Origin of the sequence: Methylobacterium sp. SyP6R (genome assembly GCF_019216885.1) — a bacterium.
Classification (GTDB): domain Bacteria; phylum Pseudomonadota; class Alphaproteobacteria; order Rhizobiales; family Beijerinckiaceae; genus Methylobacterium.
Map to the genome: position 1 here is coordinate 2,976,387 of NZ_JAAQRC020000001.1, position 22,810 is coordinate 2,999,196.

19 protein-coding genes are annotated in these 22,810 nt (G+C 68.5%); 8 read left to right on the forward strand and 11 right to left on the reverse strand.

Features of this window, described 5'->3' with window-relative positions:
* Window position 1: 1 nt before the first annotated feature.
* Together metW and metX are read right to left on the reverse strand one after the other, a co-directional pair.
* Entirely contained in the window at window positions 2-658 is a 657-nt protein-coding gene (metW, locus tag HBB12_RS13715; RefSeq protein WP_236989853.1) for a methionine biosynthesis protein MetW, read from the reverse strand.
* On the reverse strand, window positions 655-1,827 hold the full coding sequence (gene metX, locus HBB12_RS13720) for a homoserine O-acetyltransferase MetX (RefSeq protein WP_236989854.1): 1,173 nt from the start codon (window positions 1,825-1,827) through the stop codon (window positions 655-657). The genes metW and metX overlap by 4 nt, the downstream gene beginning before the upstream one ends.
* A gap of 259 nt (window positions 1,828-2,086) precedes the next feature.
* On the opposite strand from metX, the gene HBB12_RS13725 reads away from it, so the two are divergent.
* Complete coding sequence (locus tag HBB12_RS13725; RefSeq protein ID WP_236989855.1) at window positions 2,087-2,929, forward strand: chorismate mutase; 843 nt, start codon at window positions 2,087-2,089, stop codon at window positions 2,927-2,929.
* Window positions 2,930-3,416: 487 nt separating this feature from the next.
* On the opposite strand, the gene HBB12_RS13730 is transcribed toward HBB12_RS13725, so the two are convergent.
* Window positions 3,417-4,763 carry an MFS transporter gene (locus HBB12_RS13730; RefSeq protein ID WP_236989856.1) on the reverse strand — a complete coding sequence of 449 codons (1,347 nt, stop codon included), beginning with the start codon at window positions 4,761-4,763 and terminating at the stop codon, window positions 3,417-3,419.
* Between the two features lie 205 nt (window positions 4,764-4,968).
* On the opposite strand from HBB12_RS13730, the gene cyoA reads away from it, so the two are divergent.
* Genes cyoA through HBB12_RS13755 form a run of 5 tightly spaced genes read left to right on the forward strand, consistent with a single transcriptional unit; the run spans window position 4,969 to window position 9,862 of the window.
* The gene (gene cyoA / locus HBB12_RS13735; protein ID WP_442919261.1) at window positions 4,969-6,012 is read left to right on the forward strand and encodes a ubiquinol oxidase subunit II; all 1,044 of its coding nucleotides are present in this window, start codon (window positions 4,969-4,971) and stop codon (window positions 6,010-6,012) included.
* Between the two features lie 44 nt (window positions 6,013-6,056).
* Entirely contained in the window at window positions 6,057-8,084 is a 2,028-nt protein-coding gene (gene cyoB, locus HBB12_RS13740; protein ID WP_236989858.1) for a cytochrome o ubiquinol oxidase subunit I, read from the forward strand.
* 10 nt (window positions 8,085-8,094) lie between these two features.
* A complete protein-coding gene (gene cyoC, locus HBB12_RS13745) occupies window positions 8,095-8,727 on the forward strand; it encodes a cytochrome o ubiquinol oxidase subunit III (protein ID WP_236989859.1) in 633 nt (210 codons plus the stop codon).
* Window positions 8,724-9,119: a cytochrome o ubiquinol oxidase subunit IV gene (cyoD, locus tag HBB12_RS13750; RefSeq protein ID WP_236989860.1), complete on the forward strand. Its 396-nt coding sequence runs from the start codon at window positions 8,724-8,726 to the stop codon at window positions 9,117-9,119. The genes cyoC and cyoD overlap by 4 nt, the downstream gene beginning before the upstream one ends.
* Window positions 9,116-9,862, forward strand: a complete 747-nt coding sequence (locus HBB12_RS13755; RefSeq protein WP_442919262.1) for an SURF1 family protein — start codon at window positions 9,116-9,118, stop codon at window positions 9,860-9,862. Before cyoD ends, HBB12_RS13755 begins: the two co-directional genes overlap by 4 nt.
* Before the next feature lie 418 nt (window positions 9,863-10,280).
* Here HBB12_RS13755 and ugpA read toward each other — a convergent pair whose 3' ends face one another.
* The 8 genes from ugpA to HBB12_RS13795 form a co-directional block, all read right to left on the reverse strand.
* A complete protein-coding gene (ugpA, locus tag HBB12_RS13760; RefSeq protein ID WP_236989861.1) occupies window positions 10,281-11,165 on the reverse strand; it encodes a sn-glycerol-3-phosphate ABC transporter permease UgpA in 885 nt (294 codons plus the stop codon).
* A gap of 4 nt (window positions 11,166-11,169) precedes the next feature.
* On the reverse strand, window positions 11,170-12,489 hold the full coding sequence (ugpB, locus tag HBB12_RS13765; protein WP_236989862.1) for a sn-glycerol-3-phosphate ABC transporter substrate-binding protein UgpB: 1,320 nt from the start codon (window positions 12,487-12,489) through the stop codon (window positions 11,170-11,172).
* Between the two features lie 353 nt (window positions 12,490-12,842).
* Complete coding sequence (locus HBB12_RS13770; RefSeq protein WP_236989863.1) at window positions 12,843-14,519, reverse strand: thiamine pyrophosphate-binding protein; 1,677 nt, start codon at window positions 14,517-14,519, stop codon at window positions 12,843-12,845.
* 246 nt (window positions 14,520-14,765) lie between these two features.
* Window positions 14,766-15,938: a CaiB/BaiF CoA transferase family protein gene (locus tag HBB12_RS13775; protein WP_236989864.1), complete on the reverse strand. Its 1,173-nt coding sequence runs from the start codon at window positions 15,936-15,938 to the stop codon at window positions 14,766-14,768.
* A 127-nt stretch (window positions 15,939-16,065) separates the two neighbouring features.
* Complete coding sequence (locus tag HBB12_RS13780; RefSeq protein ID WP_236989865.1) at window positions 16,066-17,118, reverse strand: ABC transporter ATP-binding protein; 1,053 nt, start codon at window positions 17,116-17,118, stop codon at window positions 16,066-16,068.
* A gap of 28 nt (window positions 17,119-17,146) precedes the next feature.
* Window positions 17,147-17,989, reverse strand: coding sequence for a sn-glycerol-3-phosphate ABC transporter permease UgpE (gene ugpE, locus HBB12_RS13785; protein WP_236989866.1), 843 nt, complete (start codon window positions 17,987-17,989; stop codon window positions 17,147-17,149).
* A gap of 117 nt (window positions 17,990-18,106) precedes the next feature.
* Window positions 18,107-19,102 carry an adenosine kinase gene (locus HBB12_RS13790; RefSeq protein ID WP_236989867.1) on the reverse strand — a complete coding sequence of 332 codons (996 nt, stop codon included), beginning with the start codon at window positions 19,100-19,102 and terminating at the stop codon, window positions 18,107-18,109.
* A 67-nt stretch (window positions 19,103-19,169) separates the two neighbouring features.
* On the reverse strand, window positions 19,170-19,721 hold the full coding sequence (locus HBB12_RS13795) for a Uma2 family endonuclease (protein WP_236989868.1): 552 nt from the start codon (window positions 19,719-19,721) through the stop codon (window positions 19,170-19,172).
* 370 nt (window positions 19,722-20,091) lie between these two features.
* Here HBB12_RS13795 and HBB12_RS13800 point away from each other — a divergent pair, with 370 nt between their 5' ends.
* Complete coding sequence (locus HBB12_RS13800; protein WP_236989869.1) at window positions 20,092-20,496, forward strand: hypothetical protein; 405 nt, start codon at window positions 20,092-20,094, stop codon at window positions 20,494-20,496.
* 63 nt (window positions 20,497-20,559) lie between these two features.
* Entirely contained in the window at window positions 20,560-22,731 is a 2,172-nt protein-coding gene (locus HBB12_RS13805) for a multicopper oxidase family protein (protein ID WP_236989870.1), read from the forward strand.
* The last annotated feature ends 79 nt before the right edge of the window (window positions 22,732-22,810 follow it).

Consider the following 22,810-nt stretch of genomic DNA (forward strand, 5'->3'; position numbering starts at 1 on the left):
CTCACCGCCGCCGCAGCAGGAACACCCCCTGCGTGCCGACGAGGTTCCACACCCACCACGGCAAGGCGAAGCGCATCGGGTGTCCCGAGGCGTCGAGCGCCGAGGCGCGCTCGATCCGGGCGCCGACGAGGCGGCACAACCCGACGAAGTCGCGGATGGTGCAGTGGTGGATGTTCGGGGTCGCGTACCAGGGATCGGGCAGGGTGTCGGTCATCGGCATCCGGCCGCGGAGCAGCAATTCGCTGCGCACCCGCCAATGGCCGAAATTCGGGAACGACACGATCGCGTGGCGACCGATCCGCAAGAGGTGCTCCAGCACCTCCTTGGGCTGGCGCGTCGCCTGGATCGTCTGCGACAGGATCACGTAGTCGAAGGCGTCGTCCGGGTAGGCCGCGAGGTCGGTGTCGGCGTCGCCCTGGATCACCGGCAGGCCGTGGGCGAGGCAGGCATTCACGCCCTCGCGCGACAATTCGATGCCGCGGCCGTCGACGCCGCGCCGGTCGCGCAGGAGCGCGAGCAGCGAGCCATCGCCGCAGCCGACGTCGAGCACCCGGGAGCCGGGCTCGACGAGGTTCAGCATCACCAGGTGGTCGATGCGCGAGGAGCCGGTGGCGTCCTGGGGCAGGATCGCCGGGGCGAGGGGGGCGGAGGCGTTCACAGGCCGCGCTCCCGGGCTGCCGCCGCGATGAAGCCCTTGGCCGCCGAGATCATCGCCGGCTCGTCGAGCAGGAAGGCGTCGTGGCCCTTGTCGCTCTCGACCTCGACGAAGGCGACCGGGGCCGCGGCGGCGTTCAACGCATGGACGATCGCCCGCGAATCGGCGGTCGGGAACAGCCAGTCGGAGGTGAAGGACATGATGCAGAATCGGGTCCGGGTGCCCCGGAAGGCGTTGGCCAGCACGCCGCCATGGTCGGCGGCGAGGTCGAAATAGTCCATCGCCCGGGTGAGATAGAGATAGGCGTTGGCGTCGAAGCGCTCGACGAAGGTGATGCCCTGGTGGCGCAGGTAGCTCTCGATCTGGAAGTCGGCGTCGAACGAGAAGGTCGGGGCGTCCCGGTCCTGGAGCCGGCGGCCGAACTTGCGGTGGAGCGCGGGCTCGGACAGGTAGGTGATGTGGGCGCCCATCCGGGCGACGCCGAGCCCCTTGGCGGGGCGCGTGCCGACATCGAGGTAGCGCCCGCCATGCCAGTTCGGATCGGCCAGGATCGCCTGCCTTCCGACCTCGTGGAAGGCGATGTTCTGGGCCGAGTGGCGGGCGCCGGTGGCGATCGGCATCGCCGAAAAGACCCGCTCGGGGTAGCTCGCCGCCCATTGCAGCACCTGCATCCCGCCCATCGAGCCGCCGATGCACAGGAAGAGGTCCTCGATGCCGAGCCGGTCGAGCAGCATCGCCTGGCCGCGGACCATGTCGCGGATCGTCACCAGCGGGAAATCGAGCCCGTAGGCCCGGCCAGTCGCCGGATCGAGCGAGGCCGGGCCTGTCGTGCCCATGCACGACCCGACCACGTTGGCGCAGATCACGAAGTAGCGGTCGGTATCGACCGGCTTGCCGGGCCCGACCAGGCGATCCCACCAGCCGCCCTTGCCGGTCACCGGATGGGTGTTGGCGACGTGCTGGTCGCCGGTCAGCGCGTGGCAGACCAGTACCGCGTTGCTGCGCGCCTCGTTGAGGGTACCGGCGGTCTGGTAGGCGATCTGCCACGGCGCCAGGTCCACGCCCGCATCCATCGCCAGCGGCGCATCGGCTCCGAACCGGGCGACGGGGCTCGTCGGCTCGACCGCCTGGGACGCGGGATCGATGCCGGGCTTGAGGAGTGGTGTGGCCATGCTTCTCACGGGGCTGTCGCCGGGCGGCGGGCTTGAGACGAGGCTTTGGCAAAATCCGGAAGCGGCTCGTTCTCCAAACCGGACCGGCCGTTAAAGCGTCCAAAAATTCCGCTTCAACGGACGAAAGAGGTAGGGCTTCGCTGTCGCGCCGTCAATCGACGGGAGGGCTTTCTCCGGAAGGGCCGTGCCCTGCGGGCCCTGGCCCGCGGGCGCGGGCGGTCGTAAGACGGATCTTCCCGCCGCTTCTCCCCGTAAAGCCATGACGTCGACCCCGCCCGCCGACCTCGCCGCCCTTCGGGCCGACATCGACCGCATCGATTCGGCCATGCACGACCTCCTGATGGAGCGCGGCCGGATCATCGACCGGCTGATCGCCGTCAAGAAGACCTCGGCCTCCGGCTCAGCCTTCCGGCCCGGCCGCGAGGCCTCGATGATGCGGATGATCGCCGAGCGTCATACAGGCCTCCTGCCTCTCGACACCGTGGAGGGGATCTGGCGCGTCATCATCGCCACCTTCACCTACGTCCAGGCGCCGTTCGCGGTCCATGCCGACGTCTCGGGCGGCGATGCGCCGATGCGCGATTCGGCCCGGTTCCATTTCGGCTTCACGGTGCCCTACCGGCCGCATCCGAGCGCCGCCGCGGTGATCGCAGCGGTCGCCGCCTCCCGCGGCGATCTCGGGGTGTTCCGCCTCGACCAGGGGGTGACGGCGGGCGCTTGGTGGCGCCAACTCGTGGGCCCGGGCCGCCCGAAGGTGATCGCGCGCCTGCCCTTCATCGAGCGGCCCGGCCACCCGGCCGGCACGCCCGTCTTCTGCGTTGCCAAGCCCCTCGACGATCCGGCTGCGGCCCAGCGCGACTGGGTGCTCTACGCAGCCCGGTTCGAGCGCTGGCGCGACGATGCGGCCGACGCGGTGGCGGAACTGGGGGGCGAGGTGGTGGCGAGCGCCGGCAATGGCGGCGGCTTGAGCCAGCTCCTGGCGCTCCCGGGCAGCGTGAGCCCGGAGGAGGCGCGGACGGCGCTCGCGGAGGCGGGTGCGACGCCGGGGGAATTCGAGGAGATCGGCAGCCACGCGGCGCGGTTCCGCGTGGGGGAGGGGTAGACCAAAATCAGGTCTTGAATCAACGTTTCAAGAAAAAGCGCGATCCCCTCTCCCGTGTGGGAGAGGGGTCAGGGGTGAGGGTGATACGCTTCCGTATAAAGCTGTGACCGTCGTGCTGGCAGCTCGACTGTTCAGGGTCATTGTGGAAGCCCAGCCACCCTCACCCCTACCCCTCTCCCACTCGGGCTACTGCATTCACACATCTCGGTCTGGGTGCTTTCCCCTTGGAAAGTAGCGCGCCTCTCCTCCCCAGGCGATCTCGGGCTTGCCCGAGATCGCTCAAGCTTGTGGGGAGGAGCTGGAGGTGGGGGTGGTGCCGGATAGAGCGCAGCGGTGCCTCCTGCACCACCCCCCACCCCTAACCCCTCCCCACAAGGGGGAGGGGAAAGCGCGCACATTTACAGAGGCTTAGCTCTCAGAGGAGAAGTGTGAATCCGCTAGCCCACTCGAGAGAGGGGATCCCGCGCTTCGATTGACGTGCCTTGCGTTACGCCGTCGTACCCAGCCGCCGGTTGAGCCCGAGCGCCGCCAGCGTGCAGACCGCACCCGAGAGCAGGTACACCCCGACCCACGGCAGCCCGAGATGGCTCGACGCGTAGAGCGCGACGAGCGGCGCGAAGCCGGCGCCGACGAGCCAGGCGAGGTCCGAGGTCAGCGCCGAGCCGGTATAGCGGTACTTGGTGCCGAAATTCTCCGCGATGGCGCCCGAGCTCTGGCCGTAGGCGAGGCCGAGCAGCGCGAAGCCGACCACCACGAAGATCGTCTGGCCGGGCATGCTGTCGCCGAACAGCAGCGGGGCGATGATGCTGCCGAGCGCGAACAGGCCGATCAAGGCGGCGGCGAGCGCGATGGTCGAGCGACGCCCGATCTGGTCGGCGATGAGGCCCGACATGACGATCGTCATCGTGCAGATGACGGCGCCGGCGAACTGCACCATCAGGAACTCGCCGACCGAGCGGCCGGTGAACAGGTTGATCCAGCTGACCGGGAACACGGTCACGAGGTGGAACAGGGCGTAGCAGGCCAGCGGCACGAAGGCGCCGACCAGGATGTTGCGGCCGGTGGCCCGTACCGTGTCGACGACCGGCTCGGGCTCGAGCTCGTCGGCCTCGAGCAGGCGGCGGAACTCTTCCGTCGCGACCAAGCGAAGCCGCGCGAACAGGGCCACGACGTTGATCGTGAAGGCGACGAAGAACGGGTAGCGCCAGCCGAAGCCCATGAAGTCGGCATCCGACAGCTGGAGCTGGAAGAACGCGAACAGCCCGCTCGCCAGCATGAAGCCGACCGGCGCGCCGAGCTGCGGCAGCATCGCGTACCAGCCGCGGCGGTTCGCCGGCGCGTTGAGGGCAAGCAGCGAGGCGAGCCCGTCCCAGGCGCCGCCGAGCGCAAGGCCCTGGCCGATCCGGCACGCCGCCAGAAGCACGGCCGACCAGTGACCGATCGTCTCGTAGCCCGGCAGGAACGCGATGAGGCAGGTCGACAGCCCGAGCAGGAACAGCGCGATGGTGAGCTTGGTGGCCCGGCCGTAGCGCCGGTCGACCGCCATGAACAGCACCGAGCCGACCGGCCGGGCCACGAAGGCGAGGGCGAACAGGCCGAAGGAATACAGCGTGCCGGTCACCGGCTCGGCCCACGGGAAGACCAGGCGCGGGAAGACCAGCACGCAGGCGAGGCCGAACACGAAGAAATCGAAGAACTCGGAGGTGCGGCCGATGATGACCCCGAGGGCGATCTCGCCGGGGGCGACGCGGCCCGGCTCCGACGAGACCAGGCGCGCATCCCGTTCCGGCTTGGAGGAGTTGGCGGCGGCGTCGTCCGCCGTGATCGTGGCCATATCGGAATCCTGCTTCGTCACTCTACGAAGGTCCCTTCCTTAGAGGAGAACCGGTCCTTTGGGGGCCTGGACAAAACGTCCAATCCCGCGGCGCCCGCGGCAGGCGTACAGGACGGGAGCCGTATGCTGACCGTCCGGGCTGCCCGTGAAACACTTGCGCCTCCTCCTCGTCCTTCCGTTCATCCTCCTCACCGGAGGATGCAATATGGTGCTGCTCTCGCCGTCCGGCGACGTGGCGCTGCAACAGCGTAACCTGCTGATCGCCTCCACGGTGCTGATGCTCCTCATCATCGTGCCGGTGATGGCGCTGACCATCGCCTTCGCCTGGCACTATCGCGAGGGCAACAAGAAGGCCGTCTACGATCCCGATTTCCATCACTCGACCGGGCTCGAGGTGGTGATCTGGTCGGCGCCCTTGCTGATCATCGTTGCGCTCGGCGCGCTGACCTGGCTCGGCACCCACTTGCTCGATCCCTACCGGCCGGTGACGCGCATCAGCGCCGCAAAGCCGATCGTGTCGAGTGTCGGCGACCCGATGGTCTCGGGCAAGCCCCTGGTGATCCAGGTCGTCGCCCTCGACTGGAAGTGGCTGTTCCTCTACCCCGAGCAGGGAGTCGCCTCGCTCAACGAGGTCGCCGCGCCCGTCGACCGGCCGATCGAGTTCCGCATCACCTCCTCCTCGGTGATGAACTCGCTCTTCATCCCGGCTCTGGCCGGCCAGATCTACGCCATGCCGGGCATGCAGACGCGGCTGAACGCCGTCATCAACAAGGCCGGCGACTACGAGGGCTTCTCCGCCAATTACAGCGGCGCCGGGTTCTCGCACATGCGCTTCACCTTCAAGGGCGTCGACGAGGGCGCGTTCAGCGCCTGGGTCGACAAGGTCAAGCAGGAGGGCGGCGGCCTCACCCGGGCCGACTACCTGAAGCTCGAGCGCCCGAGCGAGAAGGAGCCGGTGCGCTACTACAAGGCCGTCGATGCCGACCTCTACGACGCGATCCTCAACATGTGCGTCGACCGCGCCAAGATGTGCATGCACGACATGGCGGCGATCGACGCCCGCGGCGGCGGCGGCCGCGAGGGCCTGCACAGCGTGATGAGCCTGACCTACGACAAGGCCGTCCGCCGCGGCACCGGGGCGACCCAGCAGGCGACCTTCGTCACCGCGCTCTGCACGCCGGCCGACGCCTACGGACTGGGCGCCTCCTCGGCCTCCAAGGCCGCCGCCGCGACGCCGCGCGTGAACTGAACGAGCCCGGACCCCGACCGATACTCCGCAATCCAGGCTGAGCCATGAATTCCGAACCCAACCCGATCGACACCTACCCGCATTGGTGGCGGCTGCTGTTCGGCCGCTTCACCCTCGAATCCCTGCCGCTCCACGAGCCGATCGTGGTGGTGACCTTCCTGGCGGTCGCCGTCGGCGGCCTCGCCGTCCTCGGCCTCATCACCCGCTACAAGCTGTGGGGCGTGCTCTGGCGCGACTGGTTCACCAGCGTCGACCACAAGAAGATCGGGATCATGTACATGGTCCTGGGCCTCGTCATGCTGCTGCGGGGCTTCGCCGACGCGGTGCTGATGCGCTCGCAGCAGGCGATCGCCCATGGCGGCTCCGACGGCTTCCTGCCGCCGCATCACTACGACCAGATCTTCACCGCCCACGGCGTGATCATGATCTTCTTCGTGGCGATGCCGCTGGTCACCGGGCTGATGAACTACGTCGTGCCGCTCCAGATCGGCGCCCGTGACGTCGCCTTCCCGTTCCTGAACAACTTCAGCTTCTGGATGACCACCGGCGGCGTCGTGCTGACGATGATGTCGCTGTTCATCGGCGAGTTCGCGGCCACCGGCTGGCTCGCCTATCCGCCGCTCTCGAACATCGCCTACTCGCCGAGTGTGGGCGTCGACTACTACATCTGGGCGCTGCAGATCGCCGGCATCGGCACGACGCTGTCCGGCGTCAACCTGATCGCCACCATCGTCAAGATGCGGGCGCCCGGCATGTCGATGATGAAGATGCCGGTCTTCACCTGGACCTCGCTCTGCACCAACATCCTGATCGTCGCCTCCTTCCCGGTGCTCGGCGCCGTGCTGGCGCTGCTCACCCTCGACCGCTACGTCGGCACCAACTTCTTCACGAACGATCTCGGCGGCAACCCGATGATGTACGTGAACCTGATCTGGATCTGGGGCCACCCCGAGGTCTACATCCTGGTGCTGCCGGCCTTCGGCATCTTCTCCGAGGTGACCTCGACCTTCTCCGGCAAGCGCCTATTCGGCTACGCCTCGATGGTCTACGCCACGGTCGTCATCACCATCCTGTCCTACCTGGTCTGGCTGCACCACTTCTTCACCATGGGGTCGGGGGCGAGCGTCAACTCGTTCTTCGGCATCACCACGATGATCATCTCGATCCCCACGGGCGCGAAGATCTTCAACTGGCTGTTCACGATGTATCGCGGCCGGATCCGCTTCGATCTGCCGATGATGTGGACGGTGGCCTTCATGCTGACCTTCGTCATCGGCGGCATGACCGGCGTTCTGCTCGCGGTGCCTCCGGCCGACTTCGTGCTGCACAACTCGCTGTTCCTGGTCGCGCACTTCCACAACGTGATCATCGGCGGCGTGCTGTTCGGGCTGTTTGCCGGCATCTACTACTGGTGGCCGAAGGCCTTCGGGTTCCGGCTCGACCCGTTCTGGGGCAAGGTCTCGTTCTGGTGCTGGGTGGTCGGCTTCTGGGTCGCCTTCATGCCGCTGTACATCCTCGGCCTGATGGGCGTGACCCGGCGGATGAGCTCCTTCCCGGGACACGAGTACCAGCCGTTCTTCATCGTCGCCGCCATCGGCGCGGCGCTGATCGCCTGCGGCATCGCCGCGATGCTCGTTCAGTTCGCCGTCAGCATCCTGCGCCGCGAGCAGCTGCGCGACCTCACCGGCGACCCCTGGGGCGGCCGTACCCTGGAATGGGCGACCTCCTCGCCGCCGCCCGACTACAACTTCGCCTTCACGCCGCTGGTGCATGACGGCGACGCCTGGTCGGACATGAAAAGCCGCGGCTACAAGCGTCCGCTGGACGGCTACAAGGCCATCCACATGCCCAAGAGCACCGGCGCGGGCGTGATCATCTCCGCCATCGCCACGGTCTTCGGCATCGCCATGGTCTGGCACGTCTGGTGGCTCGCGGTGATCTCGTTCTTCGGCGCGATCGCGGCGGTCATCATCCACACCTTCAACTACGACCGCGACTTCTACATCCCCGCCGACGAGGTCGCGCGGACCGAGGCCGAGCGCACCCGCACGCTCGCCCTCGTGAAGGCCTGAGGAACCCGCCATGGCCCACGCACACAACGCCGCAGCGGACGACGGCGAGCTGCACTTCTACGTCGCCGACGACGAGCACGGTCACGCCGAGGGCGGGACCATGCTCGGGTTCTGGCTCTACCTGATGAGCGACTGCCTCATCTTCGCGATCCTGTTCGCGACGTACGGCGTCCTCGGGCGGAACTACGCGGCAGGCCCGTCCGGTGCGGACCTGTTCGACCTCAAGCTCGTGGCGGTGAACACCTCCATGCTGCTGTTCTCCTCCATCACCTACGGCTTCGCCATGCTGGAGATGGAGAAGGGCGACCAGCGGATGACCCAGCGATGGCTGGCGATCACCGGGGCCTTCGGCCTCTGCTTCATCGGCCTCGAACTGTTTGAGTTCGCCCACCTGATCCACGAGGGCGCCACGCCCCAGCGCAGCGCCTTCCTGTCCTCGTTCTTCACCCTGGTCGGGACGCACGGCCTGCACGTCACCTTCGGCTTGATCTGGCTCGTGACCCTGATGGTGCAGGTGCACCAGCGCGGCCTGATCCCGGCCAACCGCCGCCGGCTGATGTGCCTGAGCATGTTCTGGCACTTCCTCGACGTGATCTGGATCGGCGTCTTCACCTTCGTCTACCTGATGGGGTCCCTGAAATGAGCGCCCGCGCTCCCGTCTCCGACGACGTGCACGTCGAGGTCGTCCACGACCACCACGAGGCCGGCCACGGCAGCCGGAGGGAATACATCACCGGCTTCGTCCTGTCGGTGATCCTCACGGCGATCCCGTTCTGGCTGGTGATGGCCGAGGTCTTCACCGATCCGCGGGTGACCTCCTTCGTCATCATGGCCTTCGCGGTGGCGCAGATCGTGGTCCACATGGTCTACTTCCTGCACATGAACGCGCGCTCGGAAGGCGGCTGGACCATGATGGCGCTGATCTTCACCATCGTGCTGGTGGTGATCGCGCTCTCGGGCTCGCTCTGGGTGATGTACCACCTCAACGCCAACATGATGCCGATGTCGCCGGGCGACATGCGCGCCATGCCGTGACGACGCGCAGCGATCCGTCACCACCGGCCGGGGCGTCCGCGCCCCGGTTCGGGCCCAAGCGCCTCCTCCTGCTCGGGCTCTCGCTCCTGGCGACGGCCCTGTTCCTCGCCCTCGGGATCTGGCAGGTCGAGCGCCGGGCCTGGAAGCTCGATCTCATCGCCCGGGTCGAGGCGCGGCTCGCCGCCGCCCCGGTTCCGGCGCCCGGCCGGGCCGAATGGCCGAAACTCTCCCGCGATGCCGACGAGTACCGCCGTGTCACGGCGACCGGCCGCTTCCTGCCCGACCGCGCCGTCCGCACGATGGCGGTGACCGAGAAGGGCGCCGGCTCCTGGCTCCTCGTGCCCCTCGTCACCGCATCCGGCGACACGATCCTGATCAATCGCGGCTTCGTGCCGTCCGACTGGCAGGGCTCGGCCGGGGACGGGGAGGGGAGCGTGACGGTGACGGGCCTGCTGCGGCTTCCTGAGCCCGGCGGCGGCTTCCTGCGCAGCAACGATCCGGCCCATGACCGCTGGTATTCCCGCGATGTCGCCGCGATCGCGGCGGCGCGGAACTTGGGCCCGGTGGCACCCTACTTCATCGACGCGGATGCCTCCGGCAACGGGCCGAGCCAGCCGGTCGGCGGGCTGACCGTGGTGGTGTTCCACAACAACCACCTGATCTATGCCCTGACCTGGTTCGGGCTCGCCTTGCTGTCGGGCTACGCCGTGTACCGGCTGGTGAGAGAGCCGGGGGTGGGGTGAGGCGCGGTTCGTTTTGACAGGGGCGATTCGGGACGGAGCTTACGCTCGTCCACTCGCTCCCGAGTACCGTGAGCCCGTTCCCGGAAGCCCTGATGAAAAGTGGAGCGCGGGTTTCCTCCTCTCCCCGCGGGCGGGGAGAGGGCTGTGTCTCCGTTCAGGAGACGCAGCAAGCGGAGGCGTAGCCGGAGCGAGGGTGAGGGGGTCTCGACGAGTGAGACTCCTCCGGAAACACCCCCTCACCCTCGCCCTACGGGCTTGCCGAACCCTCTGAACGAGGGTTCGGCCCTCTCCCCGCCCGCGGGGAGAGAAGAAGACCCGCGCCTCTTTTTTCCTAGACAGGTCTCTGCGGGGCCCGCGAAATAGCTGAGCAGTCGAATTTGATCGAAGTGCTTCCGGGGGTCAGACTCCCCCAGCCCCCTCAATACGCCACCCGCTTCTCGACATACCGGAACTGGATCGCCGTCAGGCCGATCACGATCGCCATCAGCACCACCGACTGCGCCGCCGATCCGCCGAGATCGGCACCGATGCGGCCGTCCTGGTAGACCTTGTAGACCAGGGTCTGGGTCGCCCGGCCGGGGCCGCCATGGGTGAGTACGTCGATGACGCCGAACGTCTCGCAGAAGGCGTAGACGACGTTGACGACCATGAGGAAGAACGTGGTCGGCGAGAGCAGCGGGAAGACGATGGTCCAGAACCGCCGGGCCGGGCCGGCGCCGTCGATCGCCGCCGCCTCGATCACGCTGCCGGGAATCGCCTGGAGCCCGGCGAGGAAGAACAGGAAGTTGTAGGAGACCTGCTTCCAGGCCGCCGCCATCACCACCAGGATCATCGCGTGGTTCCCGTCGAGCAGCGGGTTCCACGGGATGCCGATCTGGTTGAGACCCCGGGCGATCAGCCCGAGGCCGGGCTGGAACAGGAAGCCGAACAGCACGCCGGCCACGGCGGGAGCGACCGCGTAGGGCCAGATCAACAGGGTCCGGTAGATGCCGGAGCCCCGGATCTCCCGGTCGGCCATCGCGGCGAGCAGCAGCGCGAAGCCGAGCGACAGCCCCGCCACCGCCGCGGCGAAGACCAGCGTGGTGACGAGAGCCTGGTAATACCCTGCGTCCGTGAACAGGGCCCGGTAATTCTCGAACCAGACGAACTCCGTCGAGAGCCCGAACGCATCCTGCATCTGGAACGACTGCCAGACCGCCTGGACTGCCGGCCAGTAGAAGAACAGGCCGACGATCAGGAGCTGCGGCGCGATCAGCGCCGCCGGCAGCAGCCGGCCTCCGAAGGTGATGCGTTCGGGGCTCATGAGGTTACCGCCCGGCCTGCTTCTCGAACTGGCGCAGCATCGCGTTGCCGCGGGCCGCCGCCTCGTCGAGGGCCTGCTTCGGCGTTTTCTTGCCGGCCAGCGTGCCCTCGATCTCCTCGGCCCATAGGTCGCGCATCTGCGGCAGGTTGCCGAGACGTAAGCCCCGGGAATTCTCGGTCGGCGGCTTGTTGGTCAGTTCCTTGATCGGCGTCTCGAGGGCCGGGTTCTTGTCGTAGAAGCCGTCCGCCTTGGACTTCTCGTAGGCGGCTTTGGTGATCGGCATGTAGCCGGTGGTCTGATGGAGCTTCGCCTGCCGGTCGGTGTCGGACAGGAAGGTGAAGAACTTCGCCACGCCCTTGTACTCGTCGGGCTTCTTGCCGCCCATCACCCACAGCGAGGCGCCGCCGATGATGCTGTTCTGCGGCGCGCCCGGCACGTCGGGATAATAGGGCATCGGCGCCGAGGCCCAGGCGAACTTCGCCGCGCCCTTGACGTTGCCGTAGGAGCCGGACGAGCCGAACATGATCGGGCACTCGCCGGCGGTGAAGCGGCCGAAGCCGCTGTCGTAGCGGCCGGAATAGTCGAAGGACTTGTCCTTCTGCGCCTCGGCGAGGTTGGCGAGGTGCTTGACCTGGAGCGGCCCGTTGATCTCGAGGGTGGTGTCGAGGCCGTCCATGCCGTTGGCCTTGGTGGCGACCGGCAGGTTGTGCCAGGCCGAGAGCTGCTCGATGTTGAGCCAGGTGACCCAGGTGGTCGAGAAGCCGCAATTCGGGAAGCCGTTCTGTGTCAGCTTCTTGGCCGCGGCGAACAGGTCCGGCCAGGTCTTCGGCGGCTCGGAGAGGCCGATCGACTTCAGCGCGTCGGTATTGACCCACATCACCATCGACGACGAGTTGAACGGGAACGAGAGCATCTCGCCCTTGGTCGTCGAGTAGTAGCCGGTGATCGCCGGCAGATAGGCGTTCGGGTCGAACGGCTCGCCGGCATCCTTCATCAGCTGGTAGACCGGCTTGATCGCGCCCTTGGCCGACATCATCGTGGCAGTGCCGACCTCGAACACCTGCATGATGTGCGGCGCGGTGCCGGCGCGGAAGGCCGCGATGCCGGCATTCAGCGTCTCGCCGTAATTGCCCTTGTAGGTCGGCACCACCTTGTAGTCGCTCTGGCTCGCGTTGAACTCGTCGGCGAGGCGGTTGACGGCGTCGTTGTTGGCGCCGGTCATCGCGTGCCACCATTGCAGCTCGGTCACGGCGAGCGCCGGGGTGGCGGCGAGCGCCAGGCCTAAGCCCGCGAGCGCGATGCGGATGGTCGTGGTGGGGGCCATCGGGGTGTCGTCTCCTCGTGTGCGGCCCCTCATGCGGGGCCCGCGTGACACTCCGACGACAGGGCGCCGGGGGGTGACGCGGCCCGCACCGTCTCCAGCGGCGGGCAGCTTGTTAGTAGCTGGCTAAGCACAGCCGCGACCGGGGGACAAGGGAGGGTCGTGAAGAGTGTGGCCCCGTCGGCGCAGTTCTCCGGATCATCCTACTCACGACCTCATCCTGAGGTGCGACCGCAGAGAGCCTCGAAGGAGGGCTCCAGAGACCACCGAGACTTCTGGAGCCCTCCTTCGAGGCTCCCTGCGGTCGCACCTCAGGATGAGGTTGCAGGTGGGATGAAAGCTTCGAACTCGAAGCTTCAGGCCCGCTTCCGGTCCCGCAGGGCCTGGATCGTCGTGGTCGGGGTGATCGCCTCGGGATCGATCGGGCAGTGCAGGATCGCCGGCAGGCCGGAATCCCGCGCCCGCGCCAGGGCCGCCGGGAAGTCCTCGGTGCGCTCGACCCGCTCGCCGTAGCCGCCGAAGGCCGTGGCATAGGCGGCGAAATCGGGATTCTTCAGCGCGGTGCCGGAGACGCGGCCGGGATATTCCCGCTCCTGATGCATCCGGATCGTGCCGTACATGCCGTTATCGACCAGGATCACGATGATCGGCAGCCCGTACTGGACGGCGGTGGCGAATTCCTGCCCGTTCATCAGGAAGTCGCCGTCGCCCGACACCACCACGACCGTGCGCTCGGGCAGCAGGCGCTTGGCGCCGACGGCGGCGGGGACGCCGTAGCCCATCGAGCCCGAGGTCGGGGCGAGCTGGCCGTCATGGGCCCGGAACGGCCAGAACCGGTGGACCCAGGTGGCGAAGTTGCCCGCGCCGTTGCACAGGATCGCGTCGGCCGGCAGCGTCTCGCGCAAGTGGGCCATCACGCCACCCATCTGGAGCGTGCCCGGGGTGGTGATCCGGGTCGGATCGCTCCAGGCGAGGTAATCGGCGTGTAAGGCCTCGGTGCCGGCGGCCCAGGGCAAGGTCCGGGGCGGCTGCACCGTCTCGATCGCCGCCGCGAAGGCGGTCGGGCTCGCGTTGATGGCGAGCGCCGGGCTGTAGACGCGGCCCAGCTCCTCCGGATCGGGATGGATGTGGACGAGGCGCTGGCGCGGGCCGGGTATATCCAGCAAAGTGTAGCCCTGGGACGGGATCTCCGACAGCCGCCCGCCGACGACGAGAAGCAGATCCGACTCCTTGATCCGGGCCAGCAGCTTCGGGTTGACGCCGAGGCCGAGATCGCCGGCATAGCAGCGGTGATCGGCCGGGAAATGGCCCTGGCGCCGGAACGAGCAGGCGACGGGGAGCGAGAACAGGTCGGCGAAGCGCGTGAAGCGCCGCACGGCCTCCGCCGACCAGCGGCTGCCGCCGAGGATCGCGAAGGGTTTTTCCGCCTGCGCCAGGAGGTTCTGCAAAGCGACCATCTGGGACAGGGCCGGATGGGTCTCGACCGGCCGGAAGGCGGGAGCATCCGCGACCGTCGCGGTCTCGACCAGCATGTCCTCGGGCAGCGCGATCACCACCGGTCCGGGCCGGCCGGCGGTGGCGACGTGGAAGGCGCGGGCGATCAGTTCCGGCAGCCGGTCGGCGCTGTCGATCTCGGTCACCCACTTGGCGATGGTGCCGAACACCGCCCGGTAATCGAGTTCCTGGAACGCCTCGCGCTCCCGCGCCGCCCGCTCGATCTGGCCGACGAACAGGATCATCGGGGTCGAATCCTGCTTGGCGATGTGCAGGCCGGGCGAGGCGTTGGTGGCGCCGGGCCCGCGGGTGACGAAGCAGATCCCGGGCTTGCCCGTCAGCTTGCCGTGCGCCTCCGCCATCATGGCGGCGCCGCCCTCCTGCCGGCAGACGGTGAGGCGGATCTGCGCGTCGTGCAGCGCGTCGAGCACCGCGAGATAGCTCTCGCCGGGGACGCAGAAGATGTCGCCGACGCCGTGGCGGGCGAGCTGGTCCACCAGGATCTGCCCGCCGGTGCGGGGGCGGGGGGCGTCGGTCATGGGTGTGTCCTCCGGTGGTCTCTCAAGGCCCGGCTCAGTGTTGGTGGCGGCCCGTCCTGCTCGCAACCTCATCCTGAGGTGCGAGTGAAACGAGCCTCGAAGGAGGGCTCCAGATGACCCTGACATCTCTGGAGCCCTCCTTCGAGGTCAGCCGATCTCTGATCGACTGACACCTTAGGATGAGGTCAAGGGTGGGAGAGAGAGCAGCATCACGCGCGCGGCCCGTTTTTTGGAATCGGGACGGGTTCACCCGCCCCAGGCCGGATCCGCCAGCACGCTCTGCGTATGGTCCCCCACCTGCGGCGAGGCGGTCTGGGCGGCCATCGGCACGCCGTCGATGACGATCGGCGAGCGCACGCTCGGGATCGTGCCGCCCTTCGCCCGGGGATCGGGCAGGTCGAGGCGCATCCCGCGATGGACCACCTGCGGGTCGGAGAAGACCTCGGCGAGGTCGTTGATCGGGCCCACCGGGACGTTGACGGCGCCGAGCCGGGCCAGCAGATCGGCCTTGGTGTGGCGGCCGGTCTCGGCTGCGATGAGCGGGATCAGCACGTCGCGGCGGGTGACGCGGCCCGGATTGGTGGAATAGTCCGGATCGAGGTGCCAGGTCGTGCCGAGGACACCACAGAACTTCTGGAACTGCCCGTCATTGCCGCAGGCGACGATGATGTGGCCGTCCGACGTCGGGAAGACCTGATAGGGGACGATGCTGGTATGCTCGTTGCCCATCCGGGGCGGCAGCATGCCCGACACGAGGTAGACCAGCGCCTGGTTACCGAGCACCGAGACCTGGGTGTCGAGGAGTGCCATGTCGATGTGGCAGCCCTTGCCGGTGGCGTGCCGGCCCTGGAGCGCGGCGAGGATCGCCACCGTGCCGTAGACCCCGGTGAACACGTCCGCGAAGGCGACCGCGGTCTTGACCGGCTCGCCCTCGGGCTCGCCGGTGAGCGACATGATCCCGCCCAGCCCCTGGACCATGAAGTCGTAGCCGGCCCGCGGCGCGTAGGGCCCGTTCTGGCCGAAGCCGGTGACCGAGCAGGTGATCAGCCGCGGGTTGAGGGCGCTCAGAGCCTCGTGGTCGAGGCCGTACTTCTTCAGGCCGCCGACCTTGAAGTTCTCGATCACCACGTCGGCATGGGCGGCGAGCTTGCGCACCACGGCCTGGCCGTCTTCGGTCTCGAAATCGGCCGCGACCGAGCGCTTGCCGCGGTTCGTCGAGTGGAAGTACGAGGCCGAGAGCGTTTCGCCGTCCGCGCCCTCGACGAAGGGCGGGCCCCAGGTCCGGGTGTCGTCGCCGACGACCGGCCGCTCGACCTTGACCACGTCGGCGCCGAGATCCGCCAGGAGCTGGCCGATCCAGGGACCGGCCAGGATGCGGGCGAGTTCGAGCACCTTGATGCCGGCGAGGGGTTTGTGCACGAAGACCGAGCCTCCCAGTCACGCGTCTCCCGTTTGCGGGATGACGCCTCAGATCCCGCTTCTGCGGGATCGCGTTCCGCCTGCATACGCCGAGGCTTAGGCAGCGGGAAAGGCCGCCGGCCTCCGGTCAGCCCTGCGTCAATCGCCGCCCGGAGGCGGGGTCGAACAGGTGGAGCGCGCTTCCGTCGATCGCGAGGCGCACCGTGTCGCCCTCCTGCGTGGCGGAGCCGGCGGGCACCTGCACCGCCACGTCGGTGCCGGCGAGCGGCCCGTGCAGCAGGCGGGTGGCGCCGAGCTCCTCGACGAAGGCGACACGGAAGGGCAGCCCGTCCTCGGCGATTTGCAGGTCCTCGGGCCGGATGCCGGCCTCGACCGCGGTGCCGGCTTTCATGCCGGTCACCGGGATCACCGTCCCGTCGATCCGCACGCCCCCCGCCACGGCCTCGGCGGGCAGGATGTTCATCGGCGGCGAGCCCATGAAGGTCGCGACGTAGCGGGTGGCCGGGCGGCGATAGATCTCGATCGGGCTACCGACCTGCTCGATCTGTCCGCCATTCATCACCACCAGCCGGTCGGCCATGGTCATCGCCTCGACCTGGTCGTGGGTGACGTAGACCGTGGTGACGCCGAGCTGGCGTTGCAGGCGGCGGATCTCGACCCGCATCTGCACCCGGAGCTTGGCATCGAGGTTCGACAAAGGCTCGTCGAACAGGAAGACCTGGGGCTTCCGCACGATCGCCCGCCCCATGGCGACGCGTTGGCGCTGGCCGCCCGAGAGCTGGCGCGGATAGCGCGTCAGCATCGCCTCGAGGCCGAGCAGCCGCGCGGCCTCGGTCACCCGGGTCTCGATCTCGTCTTTACGCGTGCCGCGGTTGCGCAAGCCGTAGGCCAGGTTGTCGTAGACGCGCATATGCGGATAGAGCGCGTAGTTCTGGAACACCATCGCGATGTCGCGGTCGGCGGGCTCGACGTCGTTGACGGTGCGGCCGCCGATGGTGATCGCCCCCGAGGTCACGGTCTCGAGGCCGGCGATCATCCGCAGCACGGTGGACTTGCCGCAGCCCGAGGGGCCGACGAGGACGCAGAAGGCGCCGTCCGGCACGTCGAGCGAGACGCCGCGCACCGCCTCGACGCCGCCGGAATAGGTTTTTCGGAGTTGGTCGAGGGCGAGGCCGGCCATCAGAGGCACCCGATCATACGGAAAGCGATCACTTCTCGGTCTCCACGAGGCCGCGCACGAACAGCTTCTGCATCGCGAACACGACCACGACCGGCGGCAGCATCGCCAGCACGGCGGTCGCCATGACGATCTGCCACTCGGTGAGCTGGTCGGTGATCGAGGTCATCTTGCGCAGGCCGATCACCACAGTCTGCATGTCGTCGCGGGTGGTGACCAGCAGCGGCCAGAGATACTGGTTCCAGCCATACAGGAACTGGATCACGAACAGGGCCGCCATCGTGGTGCGCGAGAGCGGCAGCAGGGTGTCGAGGAAGAACCGCACCGGCCCGGCCCCGTCGATGCGGGAGGCCTCGACGAGCTCGTTCGGCACCGTGAGGAAGAACTGGCGAAACAGCAGCGTCGCCGTCGCCGAGGCGATCAGCGGCAGGGCGAGGCCGGCATAGGTATCGAGCAGGCCGAGATCGGCCGCGACCTTGTAGGTCGGGTAGATGCGCACCTCGACCGGCAGCATCAGGGTGACGAAAATCGCCCAGAAGGCCGTCTGCCGGAGCGGAAACTTGAAGTAGATCAGCGCATAGGCCGAGAGCAGGGAGATGAAGATCTTGCCCAGTGCGATGGCGAGCGCCATGATCGTGCTGTTCAGCAGCATCACCCCGACGGGGACGCCGGCCATGCCGGATTCGGTCAGCGCCCGCCGGTAGGTCTCGAAGCCGTGGCCCCCCGGCCAGAGCGGCATCTGGCCGTTGGCGATGGTGGCGGCATCGTGCGTCGAGCCGATCAGCGCGAGATAGACCGGGAAGACGACGATCCCGACCCCGAGGCAGAGCACGAGATGCGGGATCAGGTTGCCGAAGCGGCGGTTCTCGACCAACGGGGCCGCTCCCTGGCGGGTGGTGTCTTGAGTGCCGTGCCGCACCGCCGTGACGGGCGTGCGACGCTCCCTATCATCGCCTAAGCTCTGACGGAAGCGCCGCCCGTCTGAAGACCTTTACAGGCCCGCCTGCTCCGCCAAGGCCTTGAGGTCTCCTTGCGGCCGGGCGCCGAGATGCGAGATGATCTCCGCCGCCGCCACCGCACCGAGGCGGGCGCAATCGGCGTGGTCGAGGCCGCGGGCGAGGCCGGCGAGGAAGCCCGCCGCGAACAGGTCGCCGGCACCGGTGGTGTCGACCACCTCGCGCACGGGCGAGGCCGGCACGGACCGGGTCTCAGCCCCCGAGACGACCAGGGCGCCCTCTTCCGAGCGGGTGACGACCCCGAGGAGCCCCGCCTCCTGGCGGAGCGCGGCCAAAGCCGTCTCGGCGTCGGCGGTCTGGTACAGGCTCTTCAGCTCGTGGATGTTGGCAAACAGGATGTCGAGGCTGCCGTCGCGGATCAGCCCCAGGAACTCGTCGCGGTAGCGGTCGACGCAGAAGGCGTCCGACAGGGTCAGCGCGACCTTGTTGCCGGCACCATGAGCGATCTTGGCCGCCTTGCGGAACGCCTCCTTGGCGGCCGGCGGGTCCCACAGGTAGCCCTCGAGGTAGACGTGGCGGGCGCTCCGCACGGTCTCCTCGTCCACGTCCGCGGCGGAGAGGCCCTGGCAGGCGCCGAGATAGGTGTTCATGGTGCGCTCGCCGTCCGGCGTCACCAGCACGAAGCAGCGGGCGGTGGCCGGGCCTTCCGTCGCCGGGGCGACGCCGAAATGCACGCCGGTGGCGTTGAGGTCGTGGGCGAAGAGGCGGCCGAGCTCGTCGTTCCGCACCTTGCCGATGAAGGCCGCCCGCGCGCCGAGGAGCGCCGCGCCGACCGCCGTGTTGGCGCCCGAGCCGCCCGAGATGATCGTGGCCTGTCCCATCACCCCGAACAGGTGCTCGGCCCGCGCCTCGTCGATGAGCTGCATCGCGCCCTTGTGCACGCCCTCACGCACCAGGAAGGCCTCGTCGGTGCGGGCCATCACGTCGACGATGGCGTTGCCGAGGACGAGGAGGTCGAGGGAGGAGGTCATGCAGGGGCTCGCGCGCAAGGAAATGGCGCGGCTGTCGCATCCGCCGCCGGGAGGGTCAAGCGCCGCCTCACGGCTCTTCGAACAGGGATGCGATGGTGAGTTCGAGGCCCGGCGGGTCGAGGACGAGGGTGCCGTCCTGCAGGGACGTGCTGTCGATCCCGTCGCCGGCCCGGCGATGGTGGACGACCGTACGGCGATCCGGATCGACCATCAGGTAGTGATGGATGCTCGGCACCCGGAAATAGCCGGAGAGCTTCTCGCTCGCATCGGTCCGGCGGGTGCTGGGAGACAGGACTTCGACGACGATGACCGGATCGGGAATCTCGACGGAGTTCGCGTCCCTGCGTGGTCCACAATAGACCAGGGCATCCGGCTCATACGCCGTACGAGCGTCGATCCGGACGGTCATGCCATCCGGCAGGGCTCGGCAAGACAGCGCAGCAGCCCGGATGCCGCGCCTCAACGCGACGTAGACGGCGGCCTTGACCTCGGCGTGCAGCACGCGCTCCGGTGTCATCGTGTAGACCTCGCCCTGCACGAGCTCGTAGCGTCCTGGATTGGTTTGGCTCCAGGCCAGGTACTCGTCCACGTTCATGTGTCTCTGCGGAAGCGGCGTCATCGCGTCGAACCTGTCGGTGGCACTCCTGCGGCCGGCATCGTAGCACGCCGGCCACCGCCCGCCGAAGCGGTCTCTCCCCCGCGAGCGCGATGGTCCGGCCGAGAGGGCAGCCCTTCCTCGGCCCCGATCCGGGCCCCGGGCGCCGGGCGGATCGACCAGTGCCGGGATGCGATAGTCGCTTTCTGCTGAACCGCTCATTTCCGTGACGGTAGGGTTGTCAAAACAACCTCAATGCTACAATCATCGGTCGCTCCGAACGATTCGTTCGTCGCCCGGAGACCGGCAAGTACTCACGAAAACGGATCGACGTCGCTCCGAAAAAGGATGGGTGCGATCATGGATCCTGTCGTCAAGTCGATTGAGGTGATCCATGGCTGATGTGTCCGGCCTGTGGACCTATCGCAGCTACAGGAACGATCCCGCTTTGATCTCCGGTGATCCGGACAAGGCGGCGCAGAACATTTTTGGCGAGGGCGTGTTCGACCTTCGTCTCGACGGAGAGGCCGTGACCGGCATGCTCGACATGGGCGGCGGCTACGTGCTCGATCTCACGGGGAGCGCCGCGGCGGGAGCGGAGATCGCCCTCGTCGGCCTGGGCCGCGCCGGAACGCCGACGGCGGGCTGGGAATACGATTATCGCGGCGTGCCCGCCTATCGCTGGCCCAACGGCGTGGGCCAGGTCCCGGCCCTGGTCGGGACGGTGATCCGGGCAAAGCCCCATGGCGGTGCGCCGGCCGGCACCGTCGCCTCGTTCATCGCCGTGAAACGGGCCTGAACCCCCTGCGAGGCCGGCCTGCGCGCCCTCCCATCGACCCGATCAGACACGAGGCCTTGACGCATGCCGATCGACCAGGCTGGACGCCCGACGACCGGGCCCCGATCCGCTCCGCCGCGCCGGCGGCGGGCCGTGCCCCTCGCCCTGCTGGCGGCCCTCGCGGCCGGGCCGGTCGCGGCGCAGACCGGGCCCGCGGCGGCTCCGGCCGGGCCTGCGGCGGCGCCCGCGAAAAGCCCGCTCTTCGCCAACCCGCCGATCCTCGGCGAGCGGGGCGCGAGCACGCCGCGGCTCCGGGGCTTCGCCCCGGGCGCGGCGGTGACGGCGCCGGCACCGCGGCGCACGCTCGACCTCCATGTCAGGAAGATCGCCGGCACCCTGTACAACCCGGCGACGGGCCGGAACGACCAGGTCAGCCTGCGCAGCTATACCGGCGAGGGCGTCGATCCGTCGGCGCCCTACGTGGCGCCGGTCATCGAGGTCGCCCCGGGCCAGCGCGTCACCGTCGCCCTGCACAACGATCTCGAGCCCGAGCCGGATTGCGCCGGCGGCCATGCCGCGCCGAACACGCCGCACTGCGCCAACAGCACCAACCTCCACTCGCACGGCCTCTGGGTCAGCCCTGCCGGCAACGGCGACAACGTGCTGGTGTCGATCGATCCGAAGCAGAGCTTCACCTATTACTACGATCTCCCGGACGATCACCCGTCCGGCACCTTCTGGTACCACACCCACCGGCACGGCTCGACGGCGTTGCAGGTGTCGAGCGGCATGGCCGGCGCCCTCGTCGTGCGGGGGAACCGCCTGCCGCAGGCGAACGCCAACGGCGACATCGACACGCTGCTGACCAACGGCGACGGCAGCAGCATGGAGGAGCGCCTGCTCGTCCTGCAGCAGATCCAGTATGCTTGCCGCGACGCGACGGGTAAGATCAAGACGGGACCCGACGGCGGCTGGGTCTGCGATCCGGGCGACGTCGGCGGCATCGAGCTGGGTCCCGATCCGACGAATCGCTACGACCAGTTCGGGCCCCAATCCTGGTCGACCTCGGGCCGCTTCACCACGATCAACGGGCTCATGCGCCCGCATTTCGAGGCCCGGGCCGGGCGCGTCGAGCGCTGGCGCCTGATCCATGGCGGCGTGCGCGACACGATCGTGCTGGCCTTCCGGCCGCGCAAGCCGGGCGCTCCCGATCCGGTCAATCTCGGCAAGGCGCAGATCGCGCAGTACCTCGCCCGGTATTGCGACGGTGCGCCGATCGCCTACCATCTGGTCGCCGCCGACGGCCTGACCATGAAGGCGGCGTTCAAGACCACCGCCACGACCCTGCAGCCCGGCTACCGCAACGACGCCCTCGTGATCTTCCCGGAGGCGGGCGATTACTGCGTCACCAACGAGGCCGTGGTGGGCGCCGCCAGCGTCACCCAGTCCGCGCGCGAGCGCCAGCTGCTCGCCACGGTCGCGGTCGCGCCCGGCACCCCGGCGCCGGACCCCGCCGCTGCCCTGACCGAGGCGCTGGTGGCCGCGGCCGAGCGGACCATGCCGGCTTCGGTCAAGCCGAGCGTCGTCGCCGACCTGAAGGACGGTCTCAAGCTCACCCGCTTCGTGCCCCATCCCGACATCGCCGAGGGCGAGGTCACCGGCCGGCAGGAGCTGACCTTCTTCATCAAGATCGAGCCCGGCAAGCCGGCGACCTTCGAGGTCGGCAACACGTCCTTCGACCCGAAGAAGTTCGATCCGGCGACGTTCGCGCCCCGGCCCTACGATCCGAGTGTCGTCGACCGGCTGCTGCCCCTCGGCGGGGTCGACGAATGGACGCTGCAATCGGCCTTCGCCAGCCACCCGTTCCACATCCACGTCAACCCGTTCCAGATCGTCGAGATCCGCGATCCGAACGGGGTCGACGTCAGCGCGCCGGGTGCGGTCGACCAGGCCGGCGGCACCGACACGCAATATCCCGGCCTGAAGGGCGTGTGGAAGGACACGTTGTGGGTCAAGAACCTGATCGAGAAACCGGCGGACTTTCCCGCCAAGCTCGACTCCTCGACCTACACGATCAAGATTCGCACCCGCTATCAGCGCTACATTGGCGAATATGTCCTGCATTGCCACATCCTCGATCACGAGGACCAGGGCATGATGCAGAACGTCTGCGTCGACCTGCCGAACGGCAGCGGCACCAATTGCGGCCGCCTGCTGCGCCCGGACCGGGTATCGACCCCGCGCCCGCACCATTGAGGCCTCACCCGTGGCGCGCATGCGGCGCGCCACGGCTCACTGGCGATCCACTCCTCCGGACGGTCTCTTCCGGGTGGCG